Source organism: Streptosporangium sp. NPDC002524, from assembly GCF_040295985.1.
Taxonomy (GTDB): Bacteria; Actinomycetota; Actinomycetes; order Streptosporangiales; family Streptosporangiaceae; genus Streptosporangium.
The window spans coordinates 155,641-178,088 of record NZ_JBEOWK010000015.1 but is presented as its reverse complement, the minus strand read 5'-3'; the positions used below and the strand labels follow the sequence as shown (position 1 = coordinate 178,088).

General features: G+C 71.3%; 20 protein-coding genes. 12 read left to right on the top strand and 8 right to left on the bottom strand.

Features of this window, described 5'->3' with window-relative positions; genetic code table 11:
• The gene (locus tag ABT053_RS25695) at positions 1 to 369 is read left to right on the top strand and encodes a hypothetical protein (RefSeq protein ID WP_350972020.1); all 369 of its coding nucleotides are present in this window, start codon (positions 1 to 3) and stop codon (positions 367 to 369) included.
• Here the strand turns inward: ABT053_RS25695 and ABT053_RS25690 are convergent.
• From ABT053_RS25690 to ABT053_RS25675, 4 genes are all read right to left on the bottom strand, one after another.
• The gene (locus ABT053_RS25690) at positions 346 to 933 is read right to left on the bottom strand and encodes an LOG family protein (RefSeq protein WP_350972019.1); all 588 of its coding nucleotides are present in this window, start codon (positions 931 to 933) and stop codon (positions 346 to 348) included. The genes ABT053_RS25695 and ABT053_RS25690 overlap by 24 nt on opposite strands.
• A 9-nt stretch (positions 934 to 942) precedes the next feature.
• Complete coding sequence (locus ABT053_RS25685) at positions 943 to 1,737, bottom strand: LOG family protein (RefSeq protein WP_350972018.1); 795 nt, start codon at positions 1,735 to 1,737, stop codon at positions 943 to 945.
• Between the two features lie 286 nt (positions 1,738 to 2,023).
• Positions 2,024 to 3,085, bottom strand: coding sequence for a succinyl-diaminopimelate desuccinylase (gene dapE, locus ABT053_RS25680; RefSeq protein WP_350972016.1), 1,062 nt, complete (start codon positions 3,083 to 3,085; stop codon positions 2,024 to 2,026).
• A 229-nt stretch (positions 3,086 to 3,314) separates the two neighbouring features.
• Positions 3,315 to 4,166, bottom strand: coding sequence for a 2,3,4,5-tetrahydropyridine-2,6-dicarboxylate N-succinyltransferase (locus ABT053_RS25675; protein ID WP_350972014.1), 852 nt, complete (start codon positions 4,164 to 4,166; stop codon positions 3,315 to 3,317).
• A gap of 69 nt (positions 4,167 to 4,235) precedes the next feature.
• Between ABT053_RS25675 and ABT053_RS25670 the strand changes: the two genes are divergently transcribed.
• Positions 4,236 to 5,060: a hypothetical protein gene (locus ABT053_RS25670; protein ID WP_350972012.1), complete on the top strand. Its 825-nt coding sequence runs from the start codon at positions 4,236 to 4,238 to the stop codon at positions 5,058 to 5,060.
• Positions 5,061 to 5,247: 187 nt separating this feature from the next.
• Here ABT053_RS25670 and ABT053_RS25665 read toward each other — a convergent pair whose 3' ends face one another.
• The 3 genes from ABT053_RS25665 to fdxA form a co-directional block, all read right to left on the bottom strand.
• On the bottom strand, positions 5,248 to 5,925 hold the full coding sequence (locus tag ABT053_RS25665) for a DUF4178 domain-containing protein (RefSeq protein ID WP_350972010.1): 678 nt from the start codon (positions 5,923 to 5,925) through the stop codon (positions 5,248 to 5,250).
• An 11-nt stretch (positions 5,926 to 5,936) separates the two neighbouring features.
• Entirely contained in the window at positions 5,937 to 7,016 is a 1,080-nt protein-coding gene (gene dapC / locus ABT053_RS25660; protein ID WP_350972009.1) for a succinyldiaminopimelate transaminase, read from the bottom strand.
• Positions 7,017 to 7,177: 161 nt separating this feature from the next.
• Positions 7,178 to 7,504: a ferredoxin gene (fdxA, locus tag ABT053_RS25655; RefSeq protein WP_350972007.1), complete on the bottom strand. Its 327-nt coding sequence runs from the start codon at positions 7,502 to 7,504 to the stop codon at positions 7,178 to 7,180.
• A gap of 160 nt (positions 7,505 to 7,664) precedes the next feature.
• On the opposite strand from fdxA, the gene ABT053_RS25650 reads away from it, so the two are divergent.
• The 10 genes from ABT053_RS25650 to ABT053_RS25605 all read left to right on the top strand — a co-directional run bounded on the left by ABT053_RS25650 (position 7,665) and on the right by ABT053_RS25605 (position 21,592).
• Positions 7,665 to 7,850 (top strand): putative acetyltransferase, encoded by a 186-nt coding sequence (locus ABT053_RS25650; protein WP_350972005.1) that lies wholly within the window; start codon positions 7,665 to 7,667, stop codon positions 7,848 to 7,850.
• Positions 7,851 to 8,256: 406 nt separating this feature from the next.
• Complete coding sequence (locus ABT053_RS25645) at positions 8,257 to 9,180, top strand: ABC transporter substrate-binding protein (RefSeq protein WP_350972003.1); 924 nt, start codon at positions 8,257 to 8,259, stop codon at positions 9,178 to 9,180.
• A gap of 126 nt (positions 9,181 to 9,306) precedes the next feature.
• Complete coding sequence (locus ABT053_RS25640; RefSeq protein ID WP_350972001.1) at positions 9,307 to 10,059, top strand: class I SAM-dependent methyltransferase; 753 nt, start codon at positions 9,307 to 9,309, stop codon at positions 10,057 to 10,059.
• 111 nt (positions 10,060 to 10,170) lie between these two features.
• Positions 10,171 to 12,813: a hypothetical protein gene (locus ABT053_RS25635; protein WP_350971999.1), complete on the top strand. Its 2,643-nt coding sequence runs from the start codon at positions 10,171 to 10,173 to the stop codon at positions 12,811 to 12,813.
• A gap of 3 nt (positions 12,814 to 12,816) precedes the next feature.
• Complete coding sequence (locus ABT053_RS25630) at positions 12,817 to 14,874, top strand: UvrD-helicase domain-containing protein (RefSeq protein ID WP_350971997.1); 2,058 nt, start codon at positions 12,817 to 12,819, stop codon at positions 14,872 to 14,874.
• Positions 14,875 to 14,923: 49 nt separating this feature from the next.
• Positions 14,924 to 16,765 (top strand): sigma factor-like helix-turn-helix DNA-binding protein, encoded by a 1,842-nt coding sequence (locus ABT053_RS25625; protein WP_350971995.1) that lies wholly within the window; start codon positions 14,924 to 14,926, stop codon positions 16,763 to 16,765.
• Positions 16,766 to 16,950: 185 nt separating this feature from the next.
• On the top strand, positions 16,951 to 18,339 hold the full coding sequence (gene cysS / locus ABT053_RS25620; RefSeq protein ID WP_350971994.1) for a cysteine--tRNA ligase: 1,389 nt from the start codon (positions 16,951 to 16,953) through the stop codon (positions 18,337 to 18,339).
• A gap of 427 nt (positions 18,340 to 18,766) precedes the next feature.
• Positions 18,767 to 19,960 carry a glycosyltransferase 87 family protein gene (locus tag ABT053_RS25615; RefSeq protein WP_350971991.1) on the top strand — a complete coding sequence of 398 codons (1,194 nt, stop codon included), beginning with the start codon at positions 18,767 to 18,769 and terminating at the stop codon, positions 19,958 to 19,960.
• Positions 19,961 to 20,088: 128 nt separating this feature from the next.
• The gene (locus tag ABT053_RS25610; RefSeq protein ID WP_350971990.1) at positions 20,089 to 20,565 is read left to right on the top strand and encodes a GNAT family N-acetyltransferase; all 477 of its coding nucleotides are present in this window, start codon (positions 20,089 to 20,091) and stop codon (positions 20,563 to 20,565) included.
• A 109-nt stretch (positions 20,566 to 20,674) separates the two neighbouring features.
• Entirely contained in the window at positions 20,675 to 21,592 is a 918-nt protein-coding gene (locus tag ABT053_RS25605) for an aldose 1-epimerase family protein (protein ID WP_350971988.1), read from the top strand.
• 276 nt (positions 21,593 to 21,868) lie between these two features.
• On the opposite strand, the gene rraA is transcribed toward ABT053_RS25605, so the two are convergent.
• On the bottom strand, positions 21,869 to 22,348 hold the full coding sequence (gene rraA, locus ABT053_RS25600; protein WP_350971986.1) for a ribonuclease E activity regulator RraA: 480 nt from the start codon (positions 22,346 to 22,348) through the stop codon (positions 21,869 to 21,871).
• Between the last annotated feature and the right edge of the window lie 100 nt (positions 22,349 to 22,448).

Here is a 22,448-nt window from a genome sequence, read left to right as displayed (position 1 = left end):
ATGACGTTCGTCGTGCTCAGACCCGGTGACCGGGCCGAACCGGGCTGGGTCGAGGCCCGTTCGGTCGGAGAGGTCGAGGAGCTCGCCCGTGCCGGGCACACCGTTGTCGTCACCCCCGCCCGGCTGGCCCCCGCGGCCGTGAGGGACGCCGGGGACGGCGACGACGAGGACGCCGGGGATTCCAGGGACTCCGTCGCGAGGGAGCGGGACGCCGAGGCCGCGGAGCTCACCGCGGCCTCGATCTGCGCCTGGGCCGGCGCCCGCGTCTTCCGTACGGACCGCGTCGAGCAGGTGCGGCTCGCGGTCGAGATGACCGACTCCCTCGCCGGGCGACGCCCGCCCGCGCTAACCCGCCGTGGCCTCGCCTAGCTCCTCCGGGCTCGGCTCCAGGTGCGTGGTCGACTTCTCCAGCAGCCGGAACGCCTCGTCGACCGTGGTGGTCCAGGAGATGGCGTCGAAGACGTTCGGCCGGGTGAAGCCCGCCTCGTCCATGCCCTCGACCAGCTCCCGCAGCGGCGTGTAGATCCCCCAGGGGTCGAGGACCACCAGCGGCTTGTCGTGCAGGCCGAGCGTGCGGGACGTCCAGATCTCGAACAGCTCCTCCAGCGTCCCGATGCCGCCGGGCAGCACCAGGAAAGCGTCGGAGCGGGCGTCCATGACCCCCTTGCGCTCGCGCATGTCGGTGGTGACCACCAGCTCGTCGGCCCCGTCGTCCGCGAGCTCGATGTCCACCAGCGACTGGGGGATCACCCCGATGGTGCGGGCGCCACCGGCGCGGGCCGCGCGGGCCACGGCTCCCATGCAGGAGACCCTGGCCCCGCCGCTCACCAGGGAGTGCCCCCGGCTCGCGAGCTCGGAGCCGACCTGCTCCGCGAGCTCCAGGTACTTCTTGTCGATCTTCTGACTCGATGCGAGGAATACACAGATGAACACGTACTGACCTTATTCGGCATCGCCGACCGTGGTCATGGCCGACTTGCGTTCGTCCTCCAGCCGCCCGCCCCTGTTGGTGTCGGCCTCCACGATGATCCGGACCGCCTCGTCCACGTCGTCGGTGACGTGAATGAGATCCACGTCCGCCGGGGAAATCTTGCCCGTCCCCACGAGAGTGTTCTTGATCCAGTCGATCAGGCCGCCCCAGAACTCCGTTCCCATGAGCACCACCGGGAAGGAGGTGACCTTCTGGGTCTGGACCAGGGTGAGCGCCTCGAAAAGCTCGTCCATGGTGCCGAAACCGCCGGGCAGGGTGACGAATCCGCAGGAGTACTTCACGAACATGGTCTTGCGGACGAAGAAGTAGCGGAACTCGATGCCGAGGTCGACGTACTCGTTCATGCTCTGCTCGAAGGGCAGCTCGATGCCCAGGCCCACCGAGATGCCCTCGGCCTCCACGGCACCCTTGTTAGCGGCCTCCATGCAGCCGGGACCGCCACCGGTGATCACGGCGTAGCCCGCCTCGGACAGCTTGCGGCCCAGCTGGACGCCCATCTCGTACTCGGGGCTGTCCACGGGGGTGCGCGCGGACCCGAAGACGGTCACCGCCTGGGGCAGCTCGGCGAGCTGGCCGAAGCCCTCGACGAACTCCGCCTGGATGCGCAGCACCCGCCACGGATCCATGTGCAGCCAGTCGGCCGGCCCTCTCCGATCAAGAAGCCGCTGGTCGTGGGTGGAGTCGGAGACGAGATCACCACGAACCACCGCGGCTCCCTGGCGACGTTCCGGACGTTTTTTCTTCATGCGGGTCACCGTAGCGCCGTCCCAGAAAAATCTTGAAAAATCTCCATGAAAACATGGAACCGGATTTTGAACAGGGTGCGTCTAACTGCCGAGGGTGCTGCTCGGGACTGAAAGTGGCTTTCCCCGCCAAATGGCCGGCGAGGAAAGCCACTTTCATTTGTACCGGCCCCTCCAGGGCTCGCGCGGTCTCTCATGGCTCGCGTGGCTCGCATCGCCTCGTGTACCGAGGGTCCGGCGTGGTCTCGCCCGCCGAGGATCTCGCGAACGGCTCGATGGGCCCGGCCTCTCAGGACAGCCAGCCGAGCATTCCGCGCTCGCAGTCGGCGATCTTCCGCAACGAGACGAACTCGTCCTTCTGGTGCGCCAGGTTCGGATCTCCGGGGCCGTAGTTGACCGCGGGCACGCCGAGGCCGGAGAAGAGCGAGACGTCGGTCCAGCCGAGCTTGGCCCGCGGCGTGCCGCCGACGGCGTCCACGAAGGCCGCCGCCACCGGATGGGTGAGGCCGGGCCGGGCCGCCGCCGCGGCGTCGGTGAAGCGGACCTCGTAGCCCTCGAACACCTCGCTCACGTGGGCGCGCGCTTCGTCCAGCGACAGGTCGGGGGCGAAACGGTAGTTCACCGTCACCACGCACTCGTCGGGGATCACGTTGCCCGCGACGCCGCCGTCGATGCCCACCGCGTTCAGGCCCTCGTGGTACTCCAGCCCGTCCACGACGGGAAGCCTGGCCTCGTAGGCGTTCAGGATCGCGAGCACCGGCTCGGCCGCGTGGACGGCGTTGACCCCGAGCCAGGACCTGGCGCTGTGCGACCGCTTGCCCCGGGTGACGATCCGGGCCCTGAGCGTGCCCTGGCAACCGCCCTCGATCACGCCGTCGGTGGGCTCCATGAGCACGGCGAAGTCACCGGCGAGCCAGCCGGGGTGGTCGCGGCTGAGCCGCAGCAGGCCGTTGCGCTCGGACTCGATCTCCTCGCAGTCGTAGAAGACGTAGGTCACGTCCCTGCCGGGCTCGGGGAGGGCCGCCGCCAGCTTCAGGGCGACCGCGACGCCTGCCTTCATGTCCGAGGTGCCGCAGCCGTACAGCCGGTCGCCCTCGACCCGGCTGGGCAGGTTTCCGGCGACGGGGACGGTGTCGAGGTGTCCCGCGATCACCACCCGCTCGCCCCGGCCCAGGTGGGTGCGGGCCACGATCGACTCGCCGTCGCGCTCGACGGTCAGGTGCCGGAGCGGCCGCAGTGCCTCCTCCACGGCGTCGGCCAGGGCCTTCTCGCCGCCGCTGACCGACTCGACGTCCACGATCCTGGCGGTGAGCTCCCCGGCATCCTGCGTGAGGTCCAGACGCGTACTCATGCCCGCGACCCTAGTACTCGTACGGGATCCGGCCGAGCCCGGCTCCGCGGGAAACCGCCCGCGCCCGCGCCGGATCCGGTCCCCTCGACGCCCGGACCTGCCCGTACGGGAAGCCGTGCGGGAAGCCGTGCGGGAAGCCGTGTGGGAAGCCGTGTGGGAAGCCGTGTGGGAACGCGTGCGGGAAGCCGTACGAGAAGGCCCACCCGTGCGGAAACGCGTACGAGAAGGCCTACCCGTGCAGGAGGCGGCCGAGTTCGGCCCGGCCGGGGCGGTGGCCCTCCTCCAGGCGGTCGAGCACCAGGACGCAGCGCAGGCCGAAGCCCCCGCCGGGAAAGTCGTGCCACCGGGTGCCGCCGGTCGCCACGCACCAGTCGGGGACGTGCCCGCGGCTCAGCTCCTCGCCCGTCCGCACGTCGACGACCGGGGTCGAGCCCGACAGGATCGTCCCGGCGCCGACCACGGCGCCCCGGCCCACCCGGGCCCCGTCGGAGATCACGGCCCGGCCGCCGATCAGCGCGCCGTCCTCGACGACCACGGGCACCGCCGACGGCTCCCCGGTGCCGAGGGGGTCCTCCGCGCCGTCCCGGCCGCCGGTCTCCCCGACACCGGCTCCCCCGGACAGCCGGACGTTCCTGCCGATCTGGGCGCCCGCGCCGATCGACACCCAGGTGCCGACCGTGCTGCCCTCGTCCACGTGGGCGCCGATGTCGACGAACGAGGGCATCAGCACGACGCCCGGCGCCAGGTAGGAGCCCCAGCGGGCGATCGCCCCCGGCACGACGCGTACCCCCTCGACGGAGGTCTTCAGCGGGACGCGGTCGTGGTGGTGGAAGTCGCCCACCTGGGACCTCGCCATGCCGAGCACCCGGAACGCGAGCATGACGGCCCGCCGGGCGCGCTCGTCCACGACCACCTCGCCGGTGCGGGAGACCTCGGCGACCCTGGCCTTGCCGCTGTCGAGCATGTCCACCGCGTCCACCACGACGGCGCGGGCCTCGGCGTCGGCGGGACTCAGCTCGGCCCTGCGCCACCACAGCTCGTCGACGGCCGCGGGCAACGGGCTGGCATCGCTCTGGCTCATGGCCCGGAGCCTATGTTCGCGAGGTTCGGGGAGGCCGCGCAATCGCTGGGGACCTGTAGGTTCTTGACCGTGCGACGGCGCTTCTCAAAAGGGGTCATCGCGATCATCGTGATCGTGACCGTGCTCGCGGTGGCCATCACCGTGGGTCTCTTCACCTTGCTCAGGCGGGTGACACCGCTCGTCGACCTCGGCGAGGGCTGCAGGATCACGACACCGGAGGGGTCGCTGGAGCTGGATATCGAACAGGCCAAGGTGGCGGCGGTCATCGCGGCCGTGGCGGCCCGCAGGAAGCTGCCCGAGCGGGCCGTGGTGATCGCCTACGCCACCGCCATGCAGGAGTCCAAGCTGGAGAACCTGACGGGCGGCGACCGCGACTCGGTCGGCGCGTTCCAGCAGCGCCCCTCCCAGGGCTGGGGCACTCCCAAGCAGCTCGTCGACCCCGTCTACGCGTCGGGGAAGTTCTTCGCCGCGCTGGTGAAGGTGCGGAACTATCGGAAGCTGCCGCTCCACGAGGCGGCCCAGGAGGTGCAGCGCTCGGCCGACGGATCGGCGTACGCCCAGCACGAGGCCGACGGGAAGATCCTCGCCGCGGGGTTCACCGGGCGCGTGCCCGGGGCCGTGCACTGCTGGTACCCCGCGCCGACGGGCAAGACCCCCCTCCCCGACGAGCAGGGGGCGGCGCGCAGGCTCGCCAGGGCCCTGGGGCCCGGGGACGCCTTCGAGGCCCCCTCGCGCAGGCGCGGCTGGCTGGTGGCCGCCTGGTCGATCGCCCACGCCAAGACGTTCGGGCTGTCCAGGATCCGCTACGACGGCCAGTCGTGGGTCTCCGCGAAGAGCCACGACGGCTGGACGGCCGACCCCGGGTCCTCCGCCAAGAAGGTCGAGCTCTCCTAGCGCCGGGCTCTCCCGGTGTCGGCCTTTCCCGGCGCCAGGCTCTCCTGACACCGGGCTCTCCTGGCCTTTCCTGACGGCTCTCGGCACCGGGCTCTCCTGGCGCGGGGTCCTGGCCGCTCTGTTTCTCCTCGACGCCCGGGATCCCGGTCCAGCCGCCCTGCTTCGTCCCGGCACTCGGGACCCCGGTCTAGCCGCCCTGCTTCTTCTCGATCCTGATCGTGCCGGGGGGGAGGGGCTGGGCGTGGGAGGAGCTCCAGCGCTTGCCCTGGAGGCGTTCGAAGCTGAGCAGGCGGCCGTCGGCGGCGCGGTAGTCGGCGAAGTCGAGCAGGCCCCGCTCGGGCATCGAGGTGACGCCCTCACCGCGGAAGGCCGCGGTGCCCCGGTCGACGGGGAAGAAGTCGACCCCCTCGACGCTCAGCGTGGCCTTGGCGGGGATCATGCCCTCGGTGGGCACCGGCGTCCACAGCAGCACCTCCAGGTGCGGCGGGTCGGCGGCCGTCAGGCCCGCGCGCATCTGGATCGACAGCCACTGGTAGTGCCGGGTGCCGTCGTCGAGGAGGTACTCGGTCCACTGGGTGCCCTGCCACGAGAGGTACAGGGCGCCGAGGACGCGGCTGCGCACCCCCTGGCAGTCGATCGTGTCGCCGACCTTGATCGTGCGGGGGTCGGGGTAGTCGATGCCGACACGGCCCGTCGACGGTTGGGCCCGCGGCTGCGCGGCCTCAACCGGGAGGAGGGGGGTCTCGCCGGAACGCTCGGAATCGCCGGCCTTCCTGTCCTGGCGCGTCGTCGCGAAGAACGCGCCGAGCAGCAGGACGAGCGTGGCCACACTCAATCCGAGTATCACGGCGACCTCGGGGGTCATGCCGCGCGATCCTACTGGAGGCGGCGCACCGCCGCACTGATGCGTTCGTCACCGGCCGTGACGGCGATCCTGATGTGCCGGTCGCCCGCGGTGCCGTAGAAGTCGCCGGGCGCGACGAGGATCCCCAGGCCGGCCAGGGCGCGGACCTGGTCCCAGCAGCCCGTACCGTTGGACGCCCACAGATACAGGCCCGCGGTGGAGTGCTCGATCTTCCAGCCGGCCGTCTCCAGCGCGGGGCGCAGCGCCGCGCGGCGGGCGGCGTAGCGGGCCCGCTGCTCCTCGGCGTGCCCGTCGTCGTCCAGCGCCACGGCCATCGCCGCCTGGACCGGCGCGGGCATGATCATGCCAGCGTGCTTGCGTATCTCCAGCAGCCGCTTGACCAGCGCGGGGTCGCCCGCGACGAACCCGGCCCGGTAACCGGCCAGGTTGGAGCGCTTGGACAGCGAGTGCACCGCGAGCAGGCCCTCGTGCGAGCCGCCGCAGACGTCCGGGTGCAGGATCGAGACCGGCCGCTCCTCCCAGCCCAGCTCGATGTAGCACTCGTCGGAGGCCACGACCGCGCCGTGCTCGCGCGCCCACGAGACCACCTTGCGCAGGTGCTCGGCGGGCAGGACCCTGCCGGTCGGGTTGGACGGGGAGTTGACCCAGACCAGCGGCACCCGCTCGGGCCCGAGCGTGAGCAGCCCGTCGGTGGCGTACGGCTCGGCGCCCGCGAGGCGCGCCCCCACGTCGTAGGTGGGGTAGGCCAGCTCGGGGAGGATCACCCGCTGCCCGGGGCCGAGGCCGAGCAGCGTCGGCAGCCAGGCCACGAACTCCTTGGAGCCGATCAGCGGCAGCACGGCCGCCTGGTCGACGATCACGCCGTGCCTGCGCCGCAGCCACCCGGCGGCGGCCGAGCGGAGGCGCTCGGTGCCGTACGTCAGCGGGTATCCGGGGCTGTCCGAGGCGTCCGCGAGAGCCTGCCGCACGACGGCGGGCACCGGGTCGACGGGGGTGCCCACCGACAGGTCGACGATCCCGTCGGGGTGCGACGCCGCGAGCTCCTTCAGCGGCGTGAGCCGGTCCCACGGGAAGTCCGGCAGGCCGTTCATCGCAGCCTCGCCGGGGCGCTCACGGCCTCTGACCGGTCGGGAGTGACGTTCATGGTGATCAGCCGTCGTCCTTCGCTGGGGCGGGTCCGCCGGAGGCGGTCGCCGGAGGGGACGGCCACGACGGCCGTCCCCTCCGGCACCCGCTCCCGGTGGCTCTCGTTCTAGTGGCTCTCGGCCTGCGGGGGCAGGGCCGCGACGACCGAGTGGTCCTTCTCGATCTTGCCGACCTTGGAGGCGCCACCGGGCGACCCCATGTCGTCGAAGAACTCCACGTTCGCCTTGTAGAAGTCTTTCCACTGCTCGGGCAGGTCGTCCTCGTAGAAGATGGCCTCCACCGGACAGACGGGTTCGCACGCGCCGCAGTCGACGCATTCGTCGGGGTGAATGTAAAGCATCCGCTCACCCTCGTAGATGCAATCGACGGGGCACTCCTCGATGCACGCCTTGTCCAGGACGTCCACGCAAGGCTGCGCGATGACGTAGGTCACCTCGGGCTCCTTCTTCTTTACGCACCTAGGCACGACTTCGACCGCGAGTTGCTAAGCCCTAGTATTGCCGTGCCTGCCATGTGTCTGAAACGGGAGGGGGCAAAAGCCGATGGCCCTTGGTTTCAGCGCTCGCCTGAACATCACCCTAACCCCTTCCGACGTGGGCAAAAGAGTCACCACTCGGAGAAGGGTTCCCGAGGGGTTCCGCGACGCGGTGGGTGAGCTGGAGTTCTGGCGTGACGGCGTGCTCGGCGTACGCAGGCGAAACGGCACCCTGGTGGAAATCGACGAGGAGACGCTCGTCGCGGCGAAGGTCGTCCCGGAATCCCCGCGCCCGTGCGCGTGACGTGCGCCCCGGTGCCCGTGACGAGCCTGGACGCCGGAATCCTCCGGCGCGTGTGTGACGTTCCGGATCCTTCGCGCCCGTGCCCGCGTGGCATGCGCGGACGGTGGCCGGTTCTCCCCGGAAAAGTTGGCCAGGCCTCTCCGGGTGAGCCGGTCGGGCCTCCCCGGGTAAGCCACTCGCCAAGACACGTGTAAGCCGTTCGCCAATAAGGGTCGCGAAGGGCCGCGCCTGCTCGACCGGGCGAATCGCAGCGGAGAGTATGCCGTTCGTGACCGTACGTACCAGCGCCGCAGCCGCCGTGATCCTCACGGCCACGATCGCCGGATGTGGCGCCCCGGCTCCTCAGAACGTCCAATTCCCACCTCTCAACACGCAGGGCGCCTCCTTGAAGGAGGGCTTCTCGACGATGGAGCGCCTCGTCGAGGCGGCCAGGAAGGAGGGGGCTCTCACGGTGATCGCGCTGCCGCGCGACTGGGTGAACTACGGCGAGATCATCGACACCTTCTCCGAGGAGTACGGGATCAAGGTCCACCAGCTGGAGCCCGACGCCAGCAGCGCCAGGGAGATCGCGGCGGCGGCGGAGCTCAAGCCGGACGTGTTCGACCTGAGCATGGACGTCGCGGCGGCCAGGTCCGCCCTCTTCGCCCCGTACCGGGTCCAGGGCTGGCAGGACATCCCCGACCGCCTGAAGGACCACAGGGGCCTCTGGTACGCCGGGTACGGCGGCTACATGTCCATCGGCTACGACCCGAGCAAGGTCGCGGCCCCCGCGTCCTTCTCGGACCTGCTCAAGCCGGGACACAGCGTCGCGCTGCCCGGGGATCCGCGGGAGGTGGCCGCGGCCTTCAACGGGGTGATGGCCGTCTCCCTCAGGGGAGGCGAGGCGAGGGCCGAGCGGGGCGTGGAGTTCTTCCACCGCCTCAAGGGCGAGGGCAACCTCGCGGCCACCCCCAAGGCGGCCTCGGTGCTCGTCGACTGGGACTACCACAACGCCGAGCGGGCCGCCGCCGACAAGGCGTGGAAGGTCGCGATCCCCGGTGACGCCGTGCTCGGCTCGTACTACGTCCAGGCCATCAACAAGCAGGCCCCGCACCCGGCCGCGGCGCGGCTCTGGCAGGAGTTCCTGTTCTCCGACAGGGGCCAGAACCTGTTTCTGAAGGGTTACGCCCGCCCGGTCAGGATGGAGGCCCTGCAGATGCGCGGCACCCTCGACCACGAGCTGGCCGCGAAACTGCCCGCGACCAGCGCGAAGCCCGTGATCCTCTCCGTCCCGGAGATCGACAGGGCCAGGTCCTACCTCCAGCGCGAATGGGCGAAGAAGGTGAGATGAACCTGAGGCTGCTGAGACTGATATGTCGTGACTTCCCAGAGGCTCTAAAGTGTCTGGAGAGGCCGACAGAGGCCTCGCGTCTCAGAATGTGAGCTGATCGTCTTGCGATACGACACCCCGAGCTCGATGAGGTGGAACGCTCGCGCGTATGACAGCAGCTTCGGGTACGTCTCGGCGCACGGCGCCCCCCTGGTCGAGCTCCTCGACCCGCAACCGGGGGAGCGCATCGTGGATCTCGGCTGCGGCACGGGGGTGCTGACGGCCGAGATCACCTCCCGTGGTGCCCGCGTCCTGGGCATCGACGGCTCGCAGGCGATGATCGAGAAGGCCCTGGCCCAGCATCCGGGACTGGACTTCATCGTCGGCGACGGCCGTAACTTCACGGTGGCCCAGCCGTACGACGCGGTCTTCTCCAACGCCGCCCTGCACTGGATGGGCCGGGAGCCGGACGCGGTGATCACCAGCGTCCGCGAGGCCCTCACCCCCGGCGGGCGGTTCGTGGCCGAGATGGGCGGCGCGGGCAACTGCGCCGCGCTGACGGCGGCCCTGTCCACCGCCTGGCGGGAGTACGGGCTGCGCGAGCCCGACCTGCCGTGGTACTTCCCCACCCCCGCCGAATACGCCACGCGGCTGGAGAAGGGCGGCTTCACCGTCCGCCTGCTGGAATACTTCGACCGGCCGACCCCGCTCGACGAGTGCCCCGGCGGGGCGGCCGACTGGGTTCGGATGTTCGCGGGTTCGCTGCTCAAGAAGGTGCCCGCGGAGATGGTCGACCCGCTGCTCCGCCGGGTGAACGAGCTGGCCGCCCCCGCCCTGCGGCGGGAGAGCGGCTGGATGGCCGACTACGTCCGGCTGCGGTTCGCGGCCGTACGCCGCTGAACCGACCCAATGCGCCGCGGCGATTTGCCAGACTATGGTCTGTTCCATGAGTCTCGTTCCCCGGCCACATGGAGTGACTCGGGCGGCTTGAGGGGCTGGTGAAGGGAACGGATGAACTTCTGTCTGAGTGACCTCGTGCCGCCGCTGCGCTGGAGCGACGCGGCCACGATCCCACTTCTGCGCGAACAGCCCGACCTACCGGACGCTTGGTGGCGGAGCCTGCCGATGGCCCGCGTGCTCGCCGTGCTGGGCCCGGAGAGGCTGGCCGACATCCTCGCCTCGGTCGCCCTGAACCACTGGCCGGCCGCCGCCGTGGGGGACGTGCTCCCCGCCCTGCACGTCCTGGACCCGGACGACGCGGACGAGCCCTACACGGCCATCGCCCTCGACCGGGCCGGGTCCTGGCCGGGCCTTCTCTCGCTGACCGGCCACGACCTGCGCGACCAGCCGTTCATCCAGCCGGTCCCGCTGCTGCAGGCCCTCTTCACGGCGGTCTTCGCGCGCCTGGCGGCCCCCGCCCACGCGGCCCCGTCCGCGGTCCCGGTCCCGGCTGCGATCCCGGTCCCGGCTGCGGCCCCGGTGGCGCACGCGGCCGGGATGCCCGCGTCCCGGACGCCCGTCTCCTCCTCAGAGTCCCTCGATATCTCCGAATCTCCGGAAATCTCCGGGACCCCTGAGGTCCCCGGGTCTCCTGAGCTCTCCGGGTCCCCTGAGGTCTCCGGGTCCTCTCCCGAGCCGGTGGCCTCCCCCGCCCCCGCCGCGAGCGAACCCGTCGCCGGAGACCTCCCGGTCCAGGACGCTCCGCCCGTCGCGGTGGCCTCCCGCTCCGAGGACGCGCCCGACCATGCCGGGAACGCATCGGAGTACGCGGAGAACGCGCCGGAGCCGGAGGCCCTCGCCGAGCCCATAGTCCTGCCGAAGCGCAAGCCCCCCCGGGAGCGCGGCGCCCTGCCGGTGCCCGAGGCCCGCCAGCCGGGCTCCGGGCCCGAGGAGGCCCCCGGGTCGCTCTTCCAGCCCGCCTCCGCGAGGAAGAACCGGCCGGCGAGCATGCCCCCGTGGGAGGAGCGGTTCACGACCGCCCCCGAGGACGGGGAGGCCGCCGGGGACGACAGGGAGGCCGCCGGGGCCGGGTTCGCCGCCGAGGCCGCTCACGGGGAGCCTGAGACCGCTCCCAGGAAGCCGGAGACCGCTTCTGAGGTCCCCGAGGCCGTGCTCGGGGAGCCCGAGGCCGCGCCCGCCGGGACCGGCCCCGTCCACGAGACCGAGGACGAACCCGGTGACGACCACGAGAACAGCCGCGCGGACGGCTACGAGGACGGTCACGCGGACGGCTACGCGGACAGCCGCGAGGACGATCCGGCGAACGACCCCGTACCCGCCGACGCCCCCCAGCAGGTCGCGGAAAACGACGAAAGCGACGAGAGCCCCGAGCACCACGAGAGCGCCGAGGACGACGACGACCACGAAGGCGCGAGAGACCACGAGGACGCCGGAGGCCACGAGGACGCCGGAGGCCACGAGGACGCCGGAGATCACGAGGACGCCGGAGCCCGCAGGGACGTGCGCCCTCCGGTGCGGAAGAGCCTGCACGCGCTGGTCGACGGCGTCTTCGCCAACGTGGAGGACAAGCGCTGGGCGGTGGCGCAGAACAGGCTGTTCAGCGACGCCCCGGCGACCGTGGAGGCGCTCGCCAAGCTCTTCGCGGTGCCCCCGGAGGTCATCGGCGACATCGAGGTCGACCTGCGCCGGGAGCTCGCCGAGTGGACCGCCTCCGACGAGGCCGCCCCGTACCGGGAGCACCTGGAGGAGGTGAAGGGGATCCTCGGCAAGGCCGCGCCCAGGGAGCGGCTGATCAACGCGGCCCCCTGGCACACCCTGGAGCTGCACTCCCTCGACGTACCGGCCTGGCAGTTCGTGCTCGCCGGCCTGCCCGAGTACCACCTGGTCGACGAGTGGCTGGTGGAGGGCGACATCACCGAGCTGCGCCACCGCACCCGCGACATGATCAGCGGCGCCAAGCCGCCGCTCACCATCAACAAGGCCCTCGACATGGTCTCCTCGCTGGGCATCCACCCCGAGGTGTCCAAGGAGTGGCTGGAGAACGTCCCGCAGCTCCGGATCCTCGGCGCGGGCGAGCGGCCTCCCCAGCGCTCGAACGGCGCCCCCTCCCTGACCGCGGAGAAACCCCACGACGGAAACGGCGGGGAACCCGGCCAGGAGCCGAGGAAGGCGCCGTTCCGCCCGCTGAAGGACGTCTCGCTGACCAGGCGCTGCTTCCGGCAGCCGGACGGCCGCTGGTGGCTGAGGATCGACGTCACCCGGGAGCACCTCGGGGGCGCCGAGTGCCCGCTGCCCAGCGGGTTCGCCGCCTACCTCGGGATGTCGCCCGGTGACGGCCGCACGGTCAGCAGCGCGGTCGGGGAGCTCGTCCTCAGCTGGCAGGACAGGCCCGTGCTGGAGTCGCTCATGACGCTCCTGGAGGACGTGGGCGCGAAGGAGGGCAGCCACCTGTTCCTCACCCTGTCGGACGAGGGCGTGCTGCGGGCCAGGCACCTGCCGGCGGCGGGCGAGGAGGTGGAGGCGACGGCGCGGGCACTGCGGCTCGTCGGCTACACCGCGACGGGCGGCACCCCCGAGCAGGCCGGGCGGGTCATCGCCACCCGGGTCGGCATGACGGGACCCGTGGCCGCCCCCGAGCTCCTCACCCGGCTGCGAGAACGCGGGGACCGCGATCTCCTGTCACTGTTGGCCTGACCCATGCCCCGCCTCGCCATCTCCCCGGACTTCCCCGTCGAACTCGGCGCCCTGGCCCAGCCGGTGCGCCGGGACGTCGTGGTCTCGGCGCGCCGGTTCCTGCAGAACGTGGCGGGCGCCCCGCACCCCGAGCGGGTCAGGGGGGCACGGGACCCGCGGGTGGCGACCCTGAGGCTGGCCGACCGGCACCGGGGCGTCGTGGTCAAGCAGCGGGACGTCTACTGGCTGCTGACCGTGCTGCCGGACGCGGAGGCGTGGGCGTACGCGCAGCGCTACCGGTTCGGCGTCAACACGGCGCTGGGCGTGGTCGAGATGTGGGACGCCGAGGCGCTGGACAAGGTGCGGCCCGCGGTGCGCAGGGCGGCCGAGGCGTCCGCGACGCGGCTGTTCTCCGACTTCTGCGACAGCGACCTGGCCGAGCTGGGGGTCGACGGCCGGTTCCTGCCGCTGGTCAGGCAGATCACCGACCAGCTCACCCTGGAGGCGCTCGAACCGCTGCTGCCCCCGACGCAGTACGAGCCGCTGGCGGCGCTCGCCAGGGGCGAGTCGATGGCCGGGGCCTGGCGGGAACTGGAGAACTGCCGCGCCGTCGCCGCCGACCCCGAGCCGATCAATCCCGAGGACTTCGGCGCCGCGCTCCTGCGCAGCCCGGACCGCGCCGTCTTCACCGACGACCCGCGCGAGCTGAACCGCGTGCTCGACGCGCCGGGCTGGTGCGTGTTCCTGTACCCGCCGCAGCACCGGCTGGCGTACTGGGAGTCCTACCAGCAGCCGACGCTGGTCACCGGCGGCGCGGGCACCGGCAAGACGCTCGTCGCGCTGCACAGGGCCGCCTACCTGGCCGGGCGCGCGGCCGGGCAGATCCTGCTCGTCACCTTCTCCCAGGGGCTGAGCGCCGAGCTCGCGGCCAGGCTCGACCAGCTGATCGAGGACGAGGTGATCCGCAAGCGGATCGAGGTCGGCAACGTGGACCGGCTGGCCCACCGCATCGTCGCCGAGGCCGAGGGCCGCCCGCCCGCCCTGGTCGGCGCCGCCGAGCTGACCGCGCTCTGGGAGGAGACCGAGAGCGGTCACAGCCCGGCGTTCCTGCTGCGCGAGTGGGAGCAGGTGATCCTCGCGCAGAATTTACAGACCCTGGACGAGTACCTGGAGGCCCCCCGGCCGGGCCGCAGCGTCGAGCTGGCGGCCGAGGACCGCACCTGCGTGTGGAAGGCCGTCGAGCACGTCACCGGGCAGCTGCGGGAACGTGGCAAGCGGACCCTGCTGCAGCTCGCCTCCGAGGCGTCGGTATTGCTCGGCCAGACGACGGGGGACCTGCTGGAGGAGACGGAGCCGGCGCGGGAGCCGTACCGGCACATCGTGGTGGACGAGGCGCAGGACCTGCACCCCGCGCAGTGGCGGCTGCTGCGGGCGGCGGTGCCGCACGCCCGCGACGACCTGTTCGTCGTGGGCGACCCGCACCAGCGCATCTTCGACACGCGGGTGACGCTCGGCGCCGTGGGGATCGACGCGATCCAGCAGCGCCTGCGGGTGTCGTACCGGCTCCCCCGGGAGATCCTTTCCTGGGGGGTGCGGTTACGCGGGGGCGGGCCCGCGGACGGGCTCGTCAAGGGTGTGCAGGAGCTTTACGGCTTCAGGGGCACCCGGCACGGGCTCCGGCCGATGGTCCGCGCCTACGATTCACCGCAGGATGAGCTGACGGGTCTGGTGGCACAGGTGGGACAGTGGGTGAATGAGGGTGTGACGCCCGAGGAGATAGCGGTGGCCGCCAGGACCGCCGGCCTCGTGCGTGACGCGCGGGCCGCTCTGCGTGATCTGGGGGTACGGGTGACGACGCTGCACGGCATGAAGGGGCTGGAGTTCCGGCGGGTCGCGGTGATCGGCGTGGCCGACGGGATCGTCCCCGACCCCGAAGCCCTCACCCCGGTCGGCGAGGACCCCGCGGCCAGGGCACACGATCTCCAGCGGGAGCGCGGCCTGCTCTACGTGGCCTGTACCCGGGCGAGGGAACTCCTCTACGTTTCTCATTACGGACGGGCAAGTCCCTTCCTTCCTACCTGACCACATAGTCTGAACTGCGGATATATTCCCCTTTGCCGGTTGGACCTCAATGAACCTCAGCCTGAGCGACATCGCGCCACCCTTGCGCTGGACCTCTCCCGGCCAGGTAGCGCCTATCGCGACCGACCCCCGCCTCCCCGAGGCGTGGTGGCAGGCGCTTCCGCTCGACACCGCCTGCTCGACCATCGGGACGTCCGAGGTCGCCGGTCGCCTGACCGACCTCGCCCTGGCGTGCTGGGGTCACCTGATGCTCGGTGACGTTCTCCCCCTGCTCAGGTTCGCCGACCCCGCCGCGAGCGTCCGCACGCCCGAGGGGCTCGGCCGCGAGGTGGTGCACAAGCTGTTCACCGGGGTGCTGGAGCGGCTCCTCGAACCGGTCACCGAGGAGAGCGTCGCCAGGATCCGCCCCTCCAGGCCCGACCGGCCGCTGCCCGAGCTGATCGACGAGGTCTTCGCCACGCTGGACGAGCGGCAGCGGGCCATCGCCAGGGACCGGCTGTACGCCTCCCAGCGGGCCACGCTCGACGATCTCGCCCAGCGGTTCTCGGTCACCAGGGAGCGCATCCGGCAGATCGAGCGCGACCTGCGCGACCACGTCGAGGCCTGGCTCGCCAAGGACGACGCGGCGCCGCTGATCGCCCACGTGTCGTGGCTGCGGGGCCGCCTGGGCTCCGCCGTGCCCGCCGACGACCTGGCCGCCGCCGTGCCGTGGCACCGCACCGACCTGGCCACCCTGGGCATCCCCTCCTGGCGGTTCGTACGGACCCTGCTGACCGGCTACGAGCAGGTGGACGGCTGGCTGGTCGCCGGGGGGGCCGACGAGCTCAGGGAGAAGACCCGGCAGCTGTTCACCGACGGGCCGCGCCCGCTGGACGAGGCCGTGACGCTGGCCAGCCAGCTCGGCATCCGCGAGGACGTGGCCGAGCGCTGGCTCATCGCGGTGCCCCAGCTGCGGGTGCTGGAGAACCACGTGGTCCCGTGGCCGCGCAGCGTCAACGACAAGGCCGAGGCCGTCCTCGCGGTGGCGGGCGGCCCGCTGACCCCCGAGGAGATCCAGGAGCGCATCGGCGAGGACTACAGCCTCGTCGGCATCCGCAACCAGCTCACCGCCGACGACCGCTTCCTGAGGGTCGACCGGAACAAGTACGGGCTGTCGCGCTGGGGCGGCGAGCAGTATTTGGGCATCCGGGAGATGATCGTCAGGGAGATCGAGCGGTCCAACGGCGAGGCGTCGGTCAACACGATCGTCACCAACCTCACCGGGCGCTACGACGTGAGCGAGAGCTCGGTCCGCGCGTACGCGGGCGGGCCCGGCTTCGAGCGCACGCAGCGCGGGTGGATCAGGGTGGCCGGGGCCGAGCAGGCCGACTACCAGCCGCGCCGGGACGTCTCGGAGACCCGGCGCTGCTTCCGCAGCCGCGACGGGCGCTGGTGGCACCGGGTGGACGTCAACGCCGAGCACCTGCGCGGCTCGGGGTCCCCGCTGCCGACCGGCTTCGCCGCGCACCTGGGCATGGCCCCCGGCGGCCAGCTGACCGCCTCCACCCCCTCGGGCGACGTGGTGATCAGCTGGCACAACCAGCCGACCATGGGGTCCATCCGCCCCGTCCTGATCGCCGCCAACGCCTCCGAGGGCGACCACGTCTTCCTCACGGTCTCCGACGGCGGCGAGCTGCTCACCCGCTACCTGCCCGCGGCCTCGCCGTCCCTGCCCGCGCTGAACCGGGCGCTGCACCTGATCGGCTACACGGCGCCGGTGGCGTCGGAGGCCGAGGGGGTCCGCCTGATCGGCGCCCGCATCGGCCTGTCGGAGGGGTGCACCCGCGAGGAGGTGATCGCCCGCCTGCGCGACCGGGGCGACCGCGAGATCCTCGCCTTCCTCGAAGGCTGACTCCTCGAAGGCTGACTCCTCGAAGGCTCAGAGGGCCGGGAAGACCGGGAAGGCCGGGGCGTCGTGCCCCGGACCTGGACCGCGTCCGTACGCGTTCGCACGCCCTGGGCCCGGGTCGCCACGAGATCAGGTCGTTGTGGGCTCGGGTCGCTGTGGGATCGGGCGTGATTGCGTAGGCTCGACACATGCTGAGCCTGTATGACACGCGGAATCGCCGGGTCGAGCGGATCGTTCCCGAGGGGAGCCGCTCCCTGCGGATGTACACCTGCGGCCCGACCGTCTACAGGTCGGCCCACGTGGGCAACATGCGGTCGTACCTGCTGGCGGACCTGATCAGGCGGGTCAGCGAGCGGCAGCGGGTCCGGGTGGTGGCCTGCCGCAACATCACCGACGTCGGGCACCTGGTGGACGACACCGAGATCGACCCCACGGGCGAGGACAAGGTGCTCGCCCAGGCGAGGGCCGAGGGCCGGAGCGTCCTGGAGGTCGCGCGGTTCTACGAGGACGCCTTCGTGGCCGACACGACCGCGCTGAACATCCGCCCGCCCGAGCACTCGCCCCGGGCGAGCGAGACGATCGACCTGATGGTCGAGATGATCGCCAAGCTGATCGAGAAGGGGCACGCGTACGCGGTGCCCGACGGGTCGGTCTTCTTCGACGCCGCCTCCTTCCCGACGTACGGGGAGATCTCCGGCAACCGGCTCGACCAGCTGAGGCCGGGGCACCGGATCGAGGCCGTCGACCCGCGCAAGCGGTTCCACGCCGACTGGGCGCTGTGGAAGCCCTCTGACCAGGGGCTGACCTGGGAGACCCCGTGGGGCCGCGGCTTCCCCGGCTGGCACATCGAGTGCTCGGCCATGTCGCTGCGGTTCCTCGGCGAGCACATCGACCTGCACACCGGCGGGATCGACCTGCGCTTCCCGCACCACGAGGACGAGCGCGCCCAGTCCGACGCCACCGCCGGGCACGAGGTGGTACGCCACTGGGTCCACGGCGAGCACCTGCTCTTCGACGGGCGCAAGATGTCGAAGTCCACCGGCAACGTGGTGCTGCTCAAGGACGTGGCGGAGGCGGGCCTCGACCCGCTGGCCGTGCGGCTCGCGCTGCTGGAGCACCGCCACCGCCAGCAGATGAACCTCACCTGGGACACCCTGCGGGCCGCCGACAAGACCCTGCGGCGCTGGCGCGGCCAGGTGGCCGAGTGGTCGGAGTCGCCGAGCGGCCCGATGCCCGCCGACCGGGTCTCCCGGATCGAGGCCGCCTTCGACGACGACCTCGACACCCCGCTGGCGCTGCGGCTCCTGCGCGAGCTGGAGCGCGACGGCTCGATCTCCCCCGGTTCCCGCTTCGAGGCGTTCCTGCACCTCGACCAGATCCTCGCCCTGGACCTCTCCCTCGACATCGGCAGGACGGTGAGGCCGAAGCCCCTGCCCGAGGGCGCCGCCGAGCTGCTGGAGCGGCGTTCGGGGGCCCGCGACGCCAAGGACTGGGCCGCCTCCGACCGCCTCCGCGACGAGCTAGCGGCCCTCGGCGTGAAGGTCGTCGACACCCCGGAGGGCCAGACCTGGTCCTGACGGCGGGAGCACGCCCGCCCTGCCACCCGGCTGACGCGGGCCCCGACAGTGCCGGCCGCCACCGGGCACACCCGCCGACAGACGACCTCGACACGCGTGATCCCCGCCTGCCACCGGGAAGGAGACGCTCCCGCCTGGCCGCACCGAAGCCCCGAGCGGCGACTGGAGCCCCGACCGGCGAACGGCCGGCACAGGTGAGGCAGCAGGCGAACGGCCGGCACGGGTGAGGCAGCAGGCGAACGGCCGGCACAGGTGGGGCAGCAGGCGAACGGCCGGCACAGGTGGGGCACGACAAGCTTTGGACAAGCCGGCGTGACTAGCGTGCACCGTAGCCAAGTCGGGAGTCGCCGTGTCCTCTTCGGTGTCAGCCGGTCCGCGCGTTCGTCTGGGCAGGAGAGCCGACGGCTCTTTCCAGATAACGTGCGCATTGTTGATCGCGCTGGGTGGCGCGCTGGCGGCCTTCGCCTTCAACGTGACCCATGCGGCGGGCTGGGTCGACCTGGAGGTTTACCGGGAGGGCGGGGCGGCGGTACTGCAGGGTGCGTCCCTCTACGACTTGAGCGTGGGCAGGTATTGGCTGCAGTTCACCTATTCGCCGTTCGCGGCGATGCTGTTCACGCCTCTCGCCCTGGTCGACATGGAGATCGCCGTCGCCCTCTGGGTGCTGGTCTCCATACTCGCCCTCGAGGCGGTGATATGGATTCTCGTCGGCCGCGTCTCGGTGAGAAACCGTGGTCGCCGGGCAACTCACACGTTGTTCATCGTTATCGCGGCACTTCCCCTGTATCCGATAGTGATAACGCTGTGGAACGGGCAGATAGGCATCATTCTGCTGCTGGCGACAGTCGTGGACCTGACGTACGGCAAAGAGAAGTGGCGTGGCGTGATAACGGGCATCGCGGCAGGCATCAAGCTCACCCCGCTGATATTCATCCCCTATCTTCTCGTCACGCGTCGCTTCCGGGCCGCCCTGATGGTCGGCCTCGGTTTTCTCGGCACGGTGGCCCTCGGGTTCCTGCTGCTGCCGGCCGATTCGCGTGATTACTGGGGTGGTACGTTCTTCGACACGCAACGGGTGGTCACCGCGCCGGAAACGGTCTTCTTCAACCAATCGATTCGCGGCATGCTCCTGCTCATGCCCGGCTCCTGGCCCACCACGCCCCTCTGGCTCGCCCTGTGCGCGGTGGTCGGCGCGGGCGGGATCCTGGTCGCCGCACGGACCGCGAAGAAGGCGGGCGAGCTCGCCGGAATCACCGTCTGCGCCATTGTGGGGCTGCTCGTCTCACCCGTTTCCTGGCCGCACCACTGGGTCTGGTGCGTACCGCTCCTGGTGCTCTGGGCATATCGCGCCCGGCGCGTGGACACCACGCTCGAGAAGGTGGGCGTGGGATTCCTGTGGTTCGTCTTTCTCCTGCCGGGATACATCACCCTGGCGACACTTCTCATGTATCCGTCCCGCGCCGGAACGTGGCTGACATTGCTGATGGGCAGTTACGTGTTCAGCGGATTGTCGACGCTGCTGGTGCTCGCGGTTCGTTTCGGCCGGAGCGATCGGCGGCGAAGAAAAAGCGGTTCGGGCGACGACTACGCGGCCTTCGACGGTCAGGGTCGCATGGCCTGACCTCGTCGCGAAACGGTGACCGTCGGGCCCCGGCTTCCAGGGGGCGGGCGGGGACGGACCCCGAGACCGGGAGGGGCGAAAGCAGCAGATCACTCGTAATGTCGGTCGCGACCGATAGCGTCCTGATCATGAGTGAGATCGTCGTCGCCGTACGACCCGGCACGATCGCCGACCTGGACGGGATCGTCGCCTGCAGTTCCGCGCTGTTCGCCGAGGACGCCGGGACCCGCGACCCGGCCCTGAACGTGAAGTGGCCCCAGGAGCACGGGCGGGCCCGCTTCGTGGACGCGCTGGACGACCCGGACCGCCTGGTGATGGTCGCCGAGGACGGTGGCCGGATCGTCGGCCACCTGACCGGGGCCCTGTCCGGGCCCACCGCGATGCGGCCGGTCACCGTGGCGACCCTGGGCAGCATGTACGTCGAGCCGTCCTACCGCGGTCAGGGGATCGGGGCCAGGCTCGTGGAGGAGTTCCGGCAGTGGGCCCGCCTGCACGGCGCCCGCTACGCCGGGGTGACCGCCTACGCGAGCAACGAGGCCGCCGTCCGCTTCTACCGGACCAACGGCTTCGCCGTCCAGTCAACGGTCCTGGAGACGGTGCTGTAAGCCCGAAGGAACGTGCCAGACCCTGGAGACCGGCGACGCGGGCGGGTGGTGCGCGGGGACCGGAGCGGTGTCGACGGGAAGCGGCGGGCAATAGGTGTTGAATTGCCGGGTGACATACATCGTGCCCACCGGGGCTCAACACACCATCGCGGCCGGCGGTTTCCAGGCCGTCATCACCGAACTCGGGGCGGGGCTCAGAAGCCTCGCCCTGGACGGCAGGCCGCTCGTCGTCGACTTCCCCGAGGACCAGCCCCCGCTCGGCGGGGCGGGGCTGCCGCTGCTTCCCTGGCCCAACCGGGTCGAGGACGGCCGCTACACCTTCGACGGCGAGGACCGGCAGCTCGCGCTGAGCGAGCCCAAGACCGGCAACGCGATCCACGGCTTCTCCCGGTCGTTCCCCTGGCGGGTCCTGTCCCACGAGGACGCCTCGATCCGGCTGGGGCTGCGGCTCTTCCCCCAGCTCGGCTACCCGCACGTCCTCGACCTCTCCATCCGGTACGCCCTGGACGCCGCCGGTCTGGAGATCGAGGTGAGCGCGGAGAACGTCGGCGCCGGCGACGCGCCGTACGGCTTCGGGGCCCACCCCTACCTGTCCGTCGGCACCCTCTGCGCCCTCGACGACGCCGTACTCGGGCTCCCCGCCGGCCAGTGGATCGCGGTGAACGAGCGGAAGATCCCCACCGGCCGCCACGACGTCGAGGGCACCGAGTACGACTTCAGGACCGCCCGCCCGATCGGCGGGACGGAGCTCGACACCGCGTTCACCGGCCTGGAGCGCGGCGCCGACGGGCGGGTGCGGGTCACGCTGGCCGCCCCGGACGGGACCGGGGTCGAGCTGTGGGCGGGCGAGGGCATCGAGTGGATCCAGCTCTACACCGGCGACACCCTGCCGGAGGGCCACCGCCGCCAGGGGCTCGCGGTGGAGCCGATGACCTGCCCGCCGAACGCCTTCCGCACCGGCGAGGACGTCATCCGGCTCGCCCCCGGCGACCGCGCCGTGCACCACTGGGGAATCGGCCCGATCTGACGACCGGCTCCCGGCCGCCGGAGCGGCCCGCGAAGACGCGGGGACTCTTTCGAGAGTGAGCATGAGCAAGAAGGCCCCTTGGCAGGGAGGGGCCCATCAGTGTCGTGGGAAGAGCGTGTCAGCGTCGCGTGAAGGCTCTCGGTCGCGTGAAGACCCTCAGCGTGAAGACCCTCAGGGGAGTTCCGTGGGGCTGACAGGGAGGGGTCCATCAGCGTCGCGTGAAGACCTTCAGTCGCGTGAAGACCCTCAGCGTGAAGACCCTCAGCGTGAAGATCCTCAGGAGAGTTCCGTGGGGCTGACGAGGATGCCGTCCTCGTCGCTGTAGAGCCAGGCGCCGGGGGTGAAGACGACCTCGCCGAAGGTGACCGGCACGTCGAGCTCGCCGACGCCCTCCTTGGCGCTCTTGGCCGGGTTCGAGCCGAGGGCCTTGACCCCCAGGTCCAGTCCGGCGAGGGCGGCCGTGTCACGGACGGCGCCGTTGACGACGACGCCGGACCAGCCGTACGAGACGGCGGAGGCGGCGATGACGTCGCCCATGAGGGCGGTGCGCAGGGATCCCGCGCCGTCCACGACCAGCACGCGGCCCTCGCCCGGGGTGGCCAGGACCCGCTTGACGAGAGCGTTGTCCTCCAGGCAGCGGACGGTCGCGACCGGCCCGGCGAACCGGGGGCTCGGGCCGTAGGAGCGGAACTGGGTCAGGCAGCTCGCGACCGCCGAGCCGTGGAGATCGACCAGGTCGGCCGTGGAAAGTCTCATGAGTGCATCTTCACAATTACCCCAGCGCGGACACCACGGGGGTGCTGCCACACTTGCGGGAGCATGTCGCCTAGGAGGTTTTTGTGAGGTTCCGCCCGTA